At 59.1% G+C, this 12,899-nt stretch carries 11 protein-coding genes; 6 read left to right on the forward strand and 5 right to left on the reverse strand.

Going from position 1 to position 12,899, the window contains the following annotated elements:
- Nucleotides 1–18: 18 nt before the first annotated feature.
- Nucleotides 19–591 (forward strand): DUF1349 domain-containing protein, encoded by a 573-nt coding sequence (locus GF108_RS16580; protein ID WP_153669121.1) that lies wholly within the window; start codon nt 19–21, stop codon nt 589–591.
- A 26-nt stretch (nt 592–617) separates the two neighbouring features.
- On the opposite strand, the gene GF108_RS16585 is transcribed toward GF108_RS16580, so the two are convergent.
- Nucleotides 618–1,322 (reverse strand): GntR family transcriptional regulator, encoded by a 705-nt coding sequence (locus GF108_RS16585; protein WP_172982655.1) that lies wholly within the window; start codon nt 1,320–1,322, stop codon nt 618–620.
- Nucleotides 1,323–1,433: 111 nt separating this feature from the next.
- Here GF108_RS16585 and GF108_RS16590 point away from each other — a divergent pair, with 111 nt between their 5' ends.
- The 4 genes from GF108_RS16590 to GF108_RS16605 all read left to right on the forward strand — a co-directional run bounded on the left by GF108_RS16590 (nt 1,434) and on the right by GF108_RS16605 (nt 5,830).
- The gene (locus tag GF108_RS16590; RefSeq protein ID WP_153669125.1) at nt 1,434–2,990 is read left to right on the forward strand and encodes a sugar ABC transporter ATP-binding protein; all 1,557 of its coding nucleotides are present in this window, start codon (nt 1,434–1,436) and stop codon (nt 2,988–2,990) included.
- A 38-nt stretch (nt 2,991–3,028) separates the two neighbouring features.
- Nucleotides 3,029–4,303: an ABC transporter permease gene (locus tag GF108_RS16595; protein WP_153669528.1), complete on the forward strand. Its 1,275-nt coding sequence runs from the start codon at nt 3,029–3,031 to the stop codon at nt 4,301–4,303.
- A gap of 29 nt (nt 4,304–4,332) precedes the next feature.
- Nucleotides 4,333–5,298, forward strand: coding sequence for a substrate-binding domain-containing protein (locus GF108_RS16600; RefSeq protein ID WP_153669127.1), 966 nt, complete (start codon nt 4,333–4,335; stop codon nt 5,296–5,298).
- A gap of 133 nt (nt 5,299–5,431) precedes the next feature.
- Nucleotides 5,432–5,830, forward strand: coding sequence for a hypothetical protein (locus tag GF108_RS16605; RefSeq protein ID WP_153669129.1), 399 nt, complete (start codon nt 5,432–5,434; stop codon nt 5,828–5,830).
- Between the two features lie 6 nt (nt 5,831–5,836).
- Here the strand turns inward: GF108_RS16605 and GF108_RS16610 are convergent, their stop codons facing one another.
- Nucleotides 5,837–6,517, reverse strand: a complete 681-nt coding sequence (locus GF108_RS16610) for a hemolysin III family protein (RefSeq protein ID WP_153669131.1) — start codon at nt 6,515–6,517, stop codon at nt 5,837–5,839.
- Between the two features lie 217 nt (nt 6,518–6,734).
- Here GF108_RS16610 and GF108_RS16615 point away from each other — a divergent pair, with 217 nt between their 5' ends.
- Nucleotides 6,735–8,444, forward strand: a complete 1,710-nt coding sequence (locus GF108_RS16615; protein WP_153669133.1) for a histidine kinase — start codon at nt 6,735–6,737, stop codon at nt 8,442–8,444.
- 58 nt (nt 8,445–8,502) lie between these two features.
- On the opposite strand, the gene GF108_RS16620 is transcribed toward GF108_RS16615, so the two are convergent.
- Genes GF108_RS16620 through GF108_RS16630 form a run of 3 tightly spaced genes read right to left on the reverse strand, consistent with a single transcriptional unit; the run spans nt 8,503 to nt 12,839 of the window.
- The gene (locus GF108_RS16620; RefSeq protein WP_153669135.1) at nt 8,503–10,101 is read right to left on the reverse strand and encodes a bifunctional aspartate transaminase/aspartate 4-decarboxylase; all 1,599 of its coding nucleotides are present in this window, start codon (nt 10,099–10,101) and stop codon (nt 8,503–8,505) included.
- Between the two features lie 10 nt (nt 10,102–10,111).
- Complete coding sequence (gene aspT / locus GF108_RS16625; protein WP_153669137.1) at nt 10,112–11,803, reverse strand: aspartate-alanine antiporter; 1,692 nt, start codon at nt 11,801–11,803, stop codon at nt 10,112–10,114.
- A gap of 46 nt (nt 11,804–11,849) precedes the next feature.
- A complete protein-coding gene (locus tag GF108_RS16630) occupies nt 11,850–12,839 on the reverse strand; it encodes a formylglycine-generating enzyme family protein (RefSeq protein WP_153669138.1) in 990 nt (329 codons plus the stop codon).
- Nucleotides 12,840–12,899 lie beyond the last annotated feature (60 nt).

Here is a 12,899-nt window from a genome sequence, read left to right on the forward strand (position 1 = left end):
ACCCGCGCGGAGAGACGAATGAGCAGGCAATTTACCTGGCTGAATGAACCCGCATTGCATAGCGGCGCGGCCGCGGAACTGAATCTTACGACTGATCTGCAGACCGATTTCTGGCAAGAGACATTCTATGGTTTCAAGCGAGATAACGGTCATGCCTACCTGACACCGGTAGCAGGCGATTTCACAGCGCGGGTGAGGTTCAAGGGCGACTACCGCGAACTTTATGATCAGGCCGGGCTGCTGCTGCGGATTGATCCGGAAAACTGGATCAAGACAGGCATCGAGTTTACGGACGGGCGGATGCATTTCAGTGTCGTCGTCACCAATCGCCAGTCGGACTGGTCGGTCATTCCATTGCCCTATGCAGGTCCGGGCGATGAGGTCGCGGTGCAATTGACCCGGCACGGATCAGCGGTCCGCGTGCAATTCTCTGTAAACGATGCGCCTTGGCAGATGGCGCGCCTCGCCCCGTTTTCCGATGCCGACGCTTCGGTCGGAATGATGGCCTGTTCGCCGGAGCGGGCAGGATTTACGGCGCATTTCCGCAGTTTTGAACTTGGTGCCGCCATCGACCGCAAGCTGCACGATTAAGCACGCTCTCTTTGCGCAGGACTTCTCTAGCTTTTGAACAATTCCGGTCGCTTGTCGCGCAGATGCAGCAGCATGCGGCCCATCTGGGAAATATGTGTTTCCATGGTCTTTGCCGCCCGATCGGCATCCCTGTCGGCAATCGCGGCAATGATTGCCTCATGTTCGACGAGCGTTTCCGCCATCCGCGCTTCGTAGTGGAGAAGAAGACGTCGCACGCGATCGATCTGGCTGCGCTCACGCGCGGCTATCTCACGCAGTCCCACCAATCCAGCCGCATCGCTGACCATGTCGTGCAACGCCTCATCGAGTTCATAGAAGTGTTCGAATTCCCGGTGGGCAGCGGCGTGGCGCTGTTGCTCGAGGTTCTGCTGCATCCGCTCAAGCGTTTCCGGCGTCAGCTGCTCCGTCGCCCGGCGTATTGCGGCTGTTTCGAGTGCGACACGGACGAATTGCGCCGTTTCGATTTTCTCGAGCCACAGGCGCGCGACGAACGTGCCGGTCTGCGGATAAATCTCAACCAGTCCTTCATCGGCCAGCCGGTTGATCGCATCACTGACGGGGGTACGGGAGACGCCGAGCTGCGCTGCGATCACTTCCTTGCGGATAGCTTCACCCGGCGCGAGCTGCGATGAAATGATCGCCTGCCGTAATATCGTATAGACCTGGTCCTTGCGCGTGACGGCGACGACCTTCTGTTGCTTGAAGTCCCTGCTCGCAGAGCGAATCTGCACGGTCGAAACTCCCCCCAATGCTCGCTGAAACCAGTGGTTGCAGCAATTGACTCCCGTGCCAACATCTAACATGTTACATACCAACGGGGAAGAATGTTTTGGGAGGAGCATTTGGACAGCCAGCCTCCAATTGTGTCGCTTCGGGGAATCAGCAAGACCTTCGCTCACGTGGTGGCCTTGCGCCGTATCGACCTCGATATCCATGCTGGAGAAATCCATGCAATCATGGGGGAGAACGGCGCGGGCAAGTCGACACTTGTGAAGATTCTGAGCGGCGTGCATCGGCGCAGCGGCGGGCATATGGAAGTGCGCGGCGAGCCGGTCGATTTCGCAACGCCGAAAGAGGCGGAGCGCAACGGCATCGCCATCATCCATCAGGAACTCAACCTCATCCCCACCTTAAGCGTCTCGGAGAACATCTTCCTTGGCCGCGAACCTCTGAAAGCCGGCCTCTTCATCGACTATGCCGAGATTGAAAGACGCAGCGCCGAAATCCTGACCCGCTTCGGTATCGATATCGACCCGCGCGCCGATATCGAGAACCTGCGGGTGGGCGAGCAGCAATTGGTCGAGATAGCACGCGCCCTGTCACTGAACGCCGATGTGCTGGTGCTGGACGAACCAACGTCGGCCCTGTCCGAAGCCGAGGCGCAAAGGCTTGCGAGTTTCGTGCGCGATCTTGCCCGGCAAGGCGTCGCCATCGTCTATATTTCGCACCGGATGAGCGAGGTCTTTGCGCTTGCTGACAAGATCACGGTCCTGCGCGACGGCAATTTTATCGCAACACGCCGCTCGGGCGAGATCAGCGAACGACATGTTATCCGCATGATGGTTGGCCGGGACGTGAAGAAGCAGCTTGCTACAGCTTCCGTATCGGAGCGGCCGATTGTACTTTCGGTGCGCAATCTCGGGCTCGAGAGACCGAATTCGCGCGGCCGAATTCACAGCGTTGTCAATGATGTAAGCTTCGATCTTCATGAGGGCGAGATACTCGGGATAGGCGGGCTCCTGGGCTCGGGCCGTACCGAAGTGCTGGAACTCATTTTCGGCGCTGCCATCGGAAAGCGTTCGGGTACGATAGAACGCGGCGGTATCAGGCAGGCGGCGCAGTCGCTAAACCCGCGCCGTTCCGTCGGCAACGGCATCGCCTTTCTGACCGAAGACCGCAAAGGGACGGGTCTGCTGCTTCACGCCGACATCCGCTCCAATGCCGTGCTCCCATCGCTGCCCTGGCTTGCGCCCCTTGGCTGGATCAGCAAGGCGCGCGAAGACACGGTTGCGGGTCGCATCATCTCGGCCATGCGCGTCCGCTGTCAGGGACCAGACCAGGGCATCGATGAACTCAGCGGCGGCAACCAGCAGAAGATCGTACTCGGCAAATGGCTGGAGACGCGACCGCGGGTTGTGCTGCTCGACGAGCCGACGCGTGGCATCGACGTCGGCGCGAAGGAGGAGATTTACGACCTTCTCAAGAAACTGGCGGAATCCGGTGTTGCGATCGTGATGGTAAGTTCGGAGCTTCCGGAACTGCTTTCGCTGTCGAACCGCATTCTTGTCATGTGCGAGGGCAGGGCGACAGGCGTCATCGACGCCCAGGAATTTTCAGAAGAGCGGGTCATGGAGCTTGCAACGCCTAAGGGCAATGCCCTGACCGGAGCGGCGGCATGACCGATACAGGCGAGCGCGCAATGGAATCATCGAATACCATGGAATGGCTGAAGGGGATCGTAAAGGCGACCAAGCTCTATTGGGGCCTTGCATTGCTGTTTGCAGTCGGCGTTCTGTCCTCGCCGGTCTCTTCGAAGGGACACAACATCTTCTTGTCCTTCGGCAATCTTTCCGACGTGTTCCGGCAAATCTCCGTGACAGGCATCACCGCTGTCGGCATGACGCTTGTGATCCTTATTGCCGGTATCGACCTTTCGGTCGGGTCGGTGCTTGCGCTCGGCTCCGTGGTCTGCGCGATGCTCCTGACCAATGAAGGCTGGTCTTCCGCCTATCTGCTTGGCGTTCCCGCTGTGTTTCTCCTGGCCTTCCTTGTCGTCCTCGGCGTCGTATCGTTTGCCGTGAAGGTGCAGCGGCGCGCAACGCAAACCGGAGCGGTTCCCGGAATTTCCAAGATCGCACTGGTTGCCGCCCTGGCCGCAGCGTTTATTGTCGCCGCCCTGGTCGCGTCCAGTTCCGCAAGCAAGGCCAGCGTCCTGCTCGTTCTGCTTGTCGTGCCCGCTGTCGGCCTGATGCTTGGCGCAATCAATGGTGTCGTTATCGTCGGGGGCAGACTGCAGCCCTTCATCGTTACGCTCGCCATGATGGTTGCCGGGCTCGGAATTGCCCGGCTGACTGCTGGCCAGAACACGGCCGTATGGCCGGTCTACACGGGGAGCAATGCCACCGAGGATTTCGAGGCGCTGCGGGCGCTCATCTTCGGTATCATTCCGGTCCCCGGCGTCATCTTTGCGGGCGTCATCCTGCTCTTCTGGATCATTCTCAGATTTACGAAGTTCGGCCGCTATGTCTATGCGATCGGCGGCAACGAGGAAGCGGCCCGACTGGCCGGTGTTCCGGTCTGGCGCGTCAAGATCGCCGTCTACGCTATTTCGGGCTATCTTGCAGCGCTTGCAGGCATCCTCTACGTCGCACAATACCGCCAGGGCAAACCCGATGCCGGCATGGGCCTCGAGCTCGATGCGATCGCTGCCGTTGTCATCGGCGGGACCAGCCTCATGGGCGGCCGCGGATCGATGATCGGCACGCTCGTTGGCGTCCTCATCTTCGGTTTCCTCAGCAATATCCTCCAACTCAACAATATCGACAGCAATACCCAGCTCGTCTTGAAGGGCATCATCATCATTGTCGCGGTCCTGCTTCAGGAACGCCGCTCAAATGGTTGGATGTTCTTCCTTTCTCAGCTCAAGGTGCGCGACGCACCCGAGAGATCCGTGTCCAGCCAGCAGACGGAGACAGGCCGGCACGGCGAATAAATACGCATAACCACAAAGGGAGAGAGAGAATGAAGATTACCCGCAGGCAGTTTGCCACCTGGGCCCTCGCGACGGCCCTGATCGCTCCAGTCGCCTTCCACGTATCCCTGGCTGAAGCCAAGGATAAATACGTCATCGGCTTCAGCCAGGTGACCACCGTCGAACCGTGGCGTGTCCAGTTCAACAAGGACCTCGAAGCAGAGGCGAAGAAACACGCCAATGTCGAGCTCTTGGTTGCCGACGGCCAGGACAAGACGGAGAAGCAGGTTGCTGACGTTGAAAACTTCATCCGCCAGGAGGTCGACGCCATCCTGATTTCGCCAAAGGAATCCGCCGGCCTTACCGGCGTCGTAGAAAAGGCGATGGACGCCGGCATTCCGGTCATCGTTCTCGACCGCAACGTCGATACCGAAAAATATACGCAGTGGATCGGCGGCGATAATGTTGTGATCGGCGAGGCCGCGGGCAAACATGCCGTGGAACTCCTCGGCGGTAAGGGCAAGGCCAAGGGCACCGTCGTCGAAATTTGGGGCGGGCTGGGCACGCAGGCAAGCCATGATCGCAGCGACGGCTTCCACAAATATTCGGATGCGGAACCCGGCATCAAATATTTGCTCGACAAGCAATCGGGCGACTGGAAACAGGATCAGGCCTACAACATCATGGCGACCGCCCTGCGCAACCATGAAGATATTACCATGGTCTACGGCCACAACGACCCAATGGCCTATGGCGCCTACCTTGCCGCCAAGGATGCGGGCCGTGAAAAGAATATCCTTTTCCTCGGCGTCGACGGGTTGCCCAATGAGGGCGTCCAATGGGTGAACAAGGGCGAACTGGCTGCGACATTCCTCTATCCGACGCCAGGTGCCGAAGGACTGCGCCAAGCCTTGAAGGTTCTCGCCGGTGAAAAGGTCGAGAAGAAGATCGTGCTTGGAACGGAAACGATCACCAAGGAAAACGCACCTGCCATCCTCAAGGCGAACGGGCTGTAACGCACTAGCCAAGGCGAGCCGCACGTCCACGTGCGGCTCGAATCTCTCCGACATCTTGTTGTTATCGCAGCCTTTTGCGCTATGATTTGGCCTGGCCGCACCTGTTGCGCCGCATGTTGTTGGAGGTACCGTCATGAAAACGCAGGCCATTGCCGCCGCAATTTTCTTTGCAACGGCTGCCATATCGACAAACAAGGCCTCCGCCGAACCGCTCCAGACGATGGATGACGTCGGCCAGGCGATTGCCGCCTGCTGGAAGCCAGCCTCGGATTGGAAGGGAACGGTAACGCTCAGCTTCAGCTTCAAGCGTGATGGAACGCTGATTGGGCCGCCGAAGCCGACCAACATCGCTGTCGATGGCGATGACAAAGCGCGTCAAAAGTTCGTTGGTTCAGCAATCGAAGCGATACAGGCCTGCATGCCATTGTCGTTTTCCACCGATCTCGCAGCGGGAATTGGCGGACAGGTGTTCACGATGCCTTTCACCGCACCAATAAGCGGGCAGGATCAGCCGACGGTCGATACGCAGTAGAATTTTTCAGACGACGACGGAATAGACGGCCGCAAAGTGGATGCCGGCAGCAGTGAGGACGAAGCTGTGCCATATGGCATTGTGAAACGGCAGGCGTTCGAGCACGTGAAAGATGACGCCGCAGGAATAGACAATGCCGCCAGCGAGGATCAGCCACAGCACTGATGCTGACAAGGCCCCTTCAAGCTGGTGATAAGCGGAAACCCCGCTCCATCCAAGCAAGAGATAAAGCCCGATGGCGAGGCGATCAAATCGTCCTGGCATCACCAGCTTAAGGACGACACCCACGACGGCCGTAGCCCAGACGCCTGCGAGCAGCCACCATGTGCCCGACTTCGCCATGAAGGGCGTATAAGTGCCGGCAATCAGGAGGTAGATCGCCGAATGATCGAAACGGCGCAGCAAGTATTTAATCGGCGATTCCGGCCAGATGTTATAGGTGGCTGACAGGCCCATCGAAAGCACGAGTGTTCCGACGTAGATGGCGGTCGCGGCCGAGGTGCCGATCGCCGACTGACCGAGCACAATCGTCAGGAGTATGACCGATCCGACGATGGCGAGAGTGGTGCCCAGAACGTGCACAACGCCATCTGCCCAAAGCTCGGCCACCGAATAGCGCCGGAAGATCGTCACGGGTAGGGCTCGTAGCTTTGGTCCGGTCAAAGGGGCTCCTGCAATCTCGATCATGGCATCCAGCCTATTTCATTCTTCGCTTTTGACAACCCGAAATCCCCTGACCCAGGCATTGCGCAGGGTGATCAGGAGAATTCCCGATGCGTATGGAGGGAAAATGTGTAATAATGATGGGCAATTACATTCGTAATTACTTTCCTTTTTACTTGATAGAATTGCAGTATAAACAGGGCGGATCCGCTGTGGCGGACGTGGTGACTGGGGACTGGTGTTGAGCATTCTGCGCAGAAGTGGTGATCGATGGGCGCTTGCGGGACTTCCTGCACTCCTGCGCCGCCTTGGCCTGATGGCGCCCGCCGGCAAAGCGCTGAGCGGCGTCCGCTCACATTCGCGTCCGCTGGAACTGCTGCCTTACGGACTTCTCCTCTTCCTCAGCGTCGCCGCGATCATTCTCGTCTTCATTATCGGCGTCGGTGAGAGCAGGGACAGGATGATCTCCGAATCGACGGTTCAGTTGCGCCAGAAGACGGCGCTGCTTGAAGCCTATGTAAGCAAGATCCTCGAAGCCAATGAAATGGTCTTGCGCAACATCTCTTCTGAAATCGATCCGATGCCCTGGAGCGACATCGTGGCGTCGCCGAAAGTGGCAAGCCTTCTCGCCGACCAAAAGCAATTCCTGAAGCATTCTGGCGTCATTGCCCTCGTCAACAGGGAAGGTTCGCTCGTCGCCTATAGTGAGGGCTTTCCGGCCAAGTCGTTCAGCGTCACCGATCGCGATTATTACCGCTACCTGCACGATAATCCCTTGAGCGAGACCTTCATTGGCGAGCCGCTGATAGGCAGGGTCCATGGCAAACTCTCGCTGACCATGAGCAAGGCCCTGCACAGGCAGGATGGCTTGTTCGACGGCCTGATATTGATCACCATGCCGCTCGAGTATTTCTCCAACCTTTTCAATGGCGCGGCTTCGCCGTCGGACGTTGCCCAGCTCCTGCGGAACGATGGCAGGGTCATCGTCAATGTCCCCTTTGCCCAAGGCGGCAACCAGGCGCCCTTGTGGTTCGCATCTGCCGTGGGAGCCAATCCGACCGCAGGGGTTGTCAACAGCGTGTCTGCAAGTGACCAGACGAACCGGCTAGTGGCATACCGAAAGGTTGAGGCGTTTCCGTTTTACGTGAGCTACGCCATCGATGAAGGAAAATTGCTGAACGGCTGGTGGCAATCGGTTTTCGTCTATGGCGCGGTTCTCGCTACCGCCCTTGCAGCATTCATGGCGACCGCATGGATGGCGCGGCGCAATTCGATAGCGCTGCTTCATTCCAACGAGTCGCTTCGCGAGGTCAGCGAGCGGGTGCTTGTTTCTCAGGATGAGGAGCGCCGTTCGATCGCGCGCGATCTGCACGATTCAACCGGCCAGCATCTGATCGGCGCGGCAATGGAACTCGACAGCGCCCGTTCCCGCATTTCGGAGACTGACGATGACACGTCGCGGGCATTGCACCGCGCCGCCGCGTTGATAATGCAAAGCAATGAGGAATTGCGAACGCTGTCCTACCTGCTTCACCCGCCGATGCTCGACGAGTCCGGGCTGCCCAATGCGCTCGAACTGCTCGTCGTCGGCTTCGAGGAGCGGAGCGGTCTTGAAATCGAGCTGCGTGTGGCGCCCGAAATTGGCACGAAGCGCCCGCCGGCCGGCGTGGAGCTTGCGATATTTCGCATTGTCCAGGAGGCGCTGACAAATATCTACCGCCATGCACGCGCAAGCCACGCCACGATCAGGCTTGTGCGCCAGGGGAGCGATGCATATCCGATGCTGTCTTTGACCGTGAAGGATGACGGCATCGGCATAGAGCGCAGAAATCGCAATACGATCGGCGTCGGCCTCTCCGGAATGGAGGCGCGGCTGCGACCCTTCAACGGACTGCTCGATATTTCCACCGGCAAGAAGGGAACGACGCTCTCCGTGCGCGTGCGTGGTTGATCGCGCTCATTGCAGTCCTCGGGATTGGCCCCGAGGTTGCTGATACAGGACCGCCTGCTCAGCCCTTCTTCTTGCCTTTGTAGTCCGCATAAATCTGGTCGGCCAATTTGCGCAAGGACCGCCCGATATTCGCGTATTCGAACTCGTTGAGATTGGCGAGCGAGGCGCGCCCCGAAGGATGCAGGGTACCGAAGCCGCTACCGGGCAGCAGTACAATGCCGGTGTCGCTGGCAATCCGGAACAGGAGCTCGGTGGGCGCCACATTTTTCTTCACCCAGTCGGCGAATGCATCTCCATAGAGCTTGCGGGCAATATGTTCGAGATCAAGCAGCGTATAGTAATCGACGGCATTGACGTCGTGTTCCGGCGGCAGCCCGAGTTCGCGGTAAAGCGCAGCCTCACGGCGGCGGATGAGCTTCTTCAGCTCCGCCTTGTAGCCGTCGCTCTCGTCCATCAGGGCAAACAGCGAAAACAGCACCATCTGTACCTGCTGCGGCGTGGAAAGCCCGGCTGTGTGGTTGAGGGCAACCGCCCGGCTGTCCGCAACCACCCGGTCGAGGAATTTCAGCTTTGATACGTCAGGAACAAGCGTCGAATAGCGCTCGTCCAGATCCTTGCGGTCGGACTTGGAGAGGCCCTTGAGCTTGGCGTCGAAGATATTTTCGCGTTGCGTTGCGATGACGCCGAGCCGCCATCCCGTTGCACCGAAATATTTCGAGAAGGAATAGACAAGAAGCGTATTGGCGGGGCAGGTCGCAAACAGCGACTTGAAGTCGTCGGCGAAGGTCCCGTAGACGTCATCGGTAAGGATCATCAGGTCCGGCCGCTTCTCCGCGACCATCTTCGTGATGCGCTCGAGGCTGCGATCATCCATCTTTACCGAGGGGGGATTGCTCGGATTGATGCAGAAGAAGATCTTGATGTCCTTGTCGAGAAGCTTGTCGATCTCCTTATCGGGATATTGCCATTCCTGAGCAGGATCGGCGTTTATATGAACCTGCTTCAGGTCGTATTCCTTGAGCTCGGGAATTTCAATGTAGGGCGTGAAGGCGGGCATGCCGATTGCCACCTTGTCACCAGCCGATATCAGCTTGTTCTGCTTCAGCGAGTTGAAGATATAGGTCATCGCCGCGGTGCCGCCCTCCACCGCGAAAAGGTCGATGTCGTCCGAACTGATAAAGCCGCCGATCATCTCCTTGACGATATAGTGCTTCACGATTTCCTCGCTGACGCGAAGCATGCGCGGCGGTACGGGATAATTGCAGCCGAGAATCCCCTCGACAGCTTCATGCAGAAAGTCCGATGCATTGAGCCCGAGCTGATCGCGGACATAGCTTAAAGCCCGCCCGAGAAACACCACCCCGGGCTGATCGCGATGTTCGTCGACATAGCGGGCAAAGCGCCCCTCGATTCCGGCGATTTTCGGCAGGCCGCCGACACCGTTCTCCATATATGAGAATGAGAGTTCGGCTTCGGCAACGGCAAAGAGCCCGAGACGGAAAAAGGCGCGCCGCGGCAGGGTGGCGAGAAAGTTCGGGTTACCACGTCCTGCATTGAGAATGAGGCGGTTTTCCTTGCTGGAGGCAACCTGGATCAACGCATCCTTGAGTTCGAACGGGCTAAGCTTGGCATATTGGCTGTAGTCTGTGCGGGACATGGAACTCTCCTCAGGCAAATGCCACGACCAAAGGGCCGAGCAGGGTCAGGAATACATTGGCAAGGGCATAGGTAATGGCGAAGGGGGTCGTCGGTATCGTATTGCCTGCCTTGTCGAGGATTTCGCCGAAGGCTGGATTGGCACTGCGCGAACCGGACAGCGCGCCGGCAAAGATCGCCGTGTTGTCATATTTGAGGACATAACGGCCAAAGACCATGGTTATCAGCAGCGGCAGGATGGTCACGACCACGCCAATGAGGAAGATTGAAAGACCGCTTGTGGCGATGGTTTGCACTGCCTGCAGGCCGGATTGAAGTCCGACCACCGCAACGAAGCCTGCCAGACCAAGGTCGCGCAGCAGCGTCGACGCCGCGGTCGGCATGTTGCCGATGGCAAGGTTGCGGCTGCGATACCAGCCGAACAGAAGACCGGAGAGCAGGGCGCCGCCGCCGCTTCCAAGCGTCAGAGGAATCGAGCCGATGCGGATCACGGCGAGGCCGATCAGCAAGCCGGCAACGAGGCCAAGGCCGTGGAAAACGAAATCGGTTTTGTCGCTGGGGACGATGACCGTGCCGATGGATTTGGCCACTCTCTGCAAATCCTGGTCAGTACCGTAAAGGCTGACCACGTCGCCGGTTTCGATGCGCGTGTCGGGCAATAGCGGCAGCGGCTTGTCGGCGCGCTTGATCCCGGTGACATAGATGCCGTGGCGCAGGTCATCGGCGGTCGCCGCCCTGATTTCCGCGACCGTCTTGCCGACCAGCGCCGGACTGTTGATCGTAATATCGCGGGTCACGATGACAAGGTCCATGCCGTCCGACGATTGAAGCTCGGGACCGATGCCTTGTGCTGAAGACACCACGCCCGCACGCCGGCCGACAACCAGGATTACATCGCCGGATTCAAGCCTGAGGTCAGGTTGGACGCCAATCAGCGCGCCGGCGCGCTTGACGCGTTCGATGGTCATCGGCGCGTCCTTCGTCGTCGGCCCTTCGACCTGAGCAATGGTCTTTCCGGCTGCGGTCGTCACCCGATAGATGCGGCCGACGAGATCGGGCGCAGCGGGTACTTCGCCGGGACCGAAGACCTGCGCGCCGGCAAGCAGTTCCGCCTCGGCCTTCATCGCGTCGTCACGAATGCTGCGGCCCATGAACTTCGGCAGAATGTTGACGCAAACAATGATCGCGCCGAACGAGCCAAAAATGTAGGTGACCGCATAGCCGACGGCGACGTTGCCTTGCAGGCGCTGCACTTCATCGGCGGCAAGGCCGAGCTTGCCGATGGCGGCGGAGGCCGTGCCGATGATGGCCGATTGCGTAAGGCCGCCCGCGGCGATACCGGCGGCGAGGCCCTTGTCGAGACCAAACATCCGGGCCAGCACGATGACGGTCAGCAGCCCGCTGAGAGCAAGCACGACGGCCATAGCGATTTCGCGCAACGATTGCCGGCCGAGCGAGCGGAAGAATTGCGGGCCGCTTTCAAAGCCCACGGCATAGATGAACAGCGCGAAGAGCACGGATTTTACGCCATTGTCGACGGAGACGCCGACCTGGCTGATTAGCACCGCTACAAGCAGCGATCCGGCAACGCCGCCGAGCTGGAATTTGCCGAATTGAACCTTGCCGATGGCATAACCGCCGGCAAGCGAAAGGAACAAGGCAATTTCGGGCGATTGACGAAAAATCTCATGAAGCCAGATCATCGAGATCCTCCAACGATTGTATCAGCGCGATTGCGGTGTTTGAGCGTCAGTTCGTAGTCGAGCGTTGATCCGGACGCTTGACGCAGCGAAAACCAACGTGACTGGTTGAAGTGTCCTCGGGTTCGGCATGCCGCGCGGCCGGACGGTAACGCCGGCAATAATTCGGTGCGCAAAGATGCGAACCGCCCTTGAGGACGCGCCGGGGAATAAGGATTTGCGGCGTGTGCGGATCATAGCTCGCGTCGATCGGACCGCCGCGCGGGTTAAGCGGGATGCAGCAAGCCTTTGCCGCCGGCTCCTCATGACGTGTGGACCAGAAATCGCCCGTCCACTCCCAGACATTTCCGATCATGTCGTAAACGCCATAACCGTTCGGTGGGAATCTGTGGACGGGCGAGGTCCGGTCGTCGCCTTGGGAGCGAAGGTTGTGATGTGGAAATATGCCTTGCCAGGTATTGGCCATCTGCCGGCCGCCGGGGTTCAGCTCTTCACCCCAGGCAAACTCGGTTTCGTCGAGCCCACCGCGGGCTGCCAGTTCCCACTCGGCTTCCGTCGGCAGGTCCTTGCCGGCCCAATCCGCGTAGGCCTTGGCATCCTGCCACGCGACATGCACCACGGGATGGTCGAGTTTGCCGCGCAAGTCGCTGCGCCGGCCATAGGGGTGACGCCAATCAGCCCCGAACTTATAAGTCCACCACTGGGAAATATCGGGGCTTGTGACCGGGCGGGTCGGCGGATCGAACATCAGCGAGCCCGGCTTTAACATATGTGGTAGCGCACCCGGATAATCCTTTGGATCCGGGGCCTTTTCGGCAACCGTGACATGGCCGGTCGCCTTGACGAATTCCATGAATTGACGGTTCGTGACCGGGGTGGCCTGAATCCAGAATCCGTCGACCTCGACCGGGTGCGCAGGGGACTCCTCCGGATAGTGCTTGTTCGAACCCATCATGAAGGTTCGTCCGGGGATCCAGATGAGGCCGTCCTCCGATTTCAACTGCTCGTTGAAGCCATCTCTTTGGGCTGCGGCGGGCATTCTACCTCTCCGAATGTCAACTTGTGCGAGCATTGCCGCGAATTCGCTGCGACTGAAGTA

It is taken from the genome of Phyllobacterium sp. SYP-B3895, assembly GCF_009647635.1.
Classification (GTDB): domain Bacteria; phylum Pseudomonadota; class Alphaproteobacteria; order Rhizobiales; family Rhizobiaceae; genus Phyllobacterium; species Phyllobacterium pellucidum.

Excerpts from the sequence above, each read along its gene's own strand:
- GF108_RS16610 (WP_153669131.1), bottom strand. The coding sequence starts at position 6,517 with ATGATCGAGATTGCAGGAGCCCCTTTGACCGGACCAAAGCTACGAGCC.
- GF108_RS16605 (WP_153669129.1), top strand. The coding sequence starts at position 5,432 with ATGAAAACGCAGGCCATTGCCGCCGCAATTTTCTTTGCAACGGCTGCC.
- GF108_RS16580 (WP_153669121.1), top strand. The coding sequence starts at position 19 with ATGAGCAGGCAATTTACCTGGCTGAATGAACCCGCATTGCATAGCGGC.
- aspT (WP_153669137.1), bottom strand. The coding sequence starts at position 11,803 with ATGATCTGGCTTCATGAGATTTTTCGTCAATCGCCCGAAATTGCCTTG.
- GF108_RS16630 (WP_153669138.1), bottom strand. The coding sequence starts at position 12,839 with ATGCCCGCCGCAGCCCAAAGAGATGGCTTCAACGAGCAGTTGAAATCG.
- GF108_RS16600 (WP_153669127.1), top strand. The coding sequence starts at position 4,333 with ATGAAGATTACCCGCAGGCAGTTTGCCACCTGGGCCCTCGCGACGGCC.
- GF108_RS16620 (WP_153669135.1), bottom strand. The coding sequence starts at position 10,101 with ATGTCCCGCACAGACTACAGCCAATATGCCAAGCTTAGCCCGTTCGAA.
- GF108_RS16595 (WP_153669528.1), top strand. The coding sequence starts at position 3,029 with ATGGAATGGCTGAAGGGGATCGTAAAGGCGACCAAGCTCTATTGGGGC.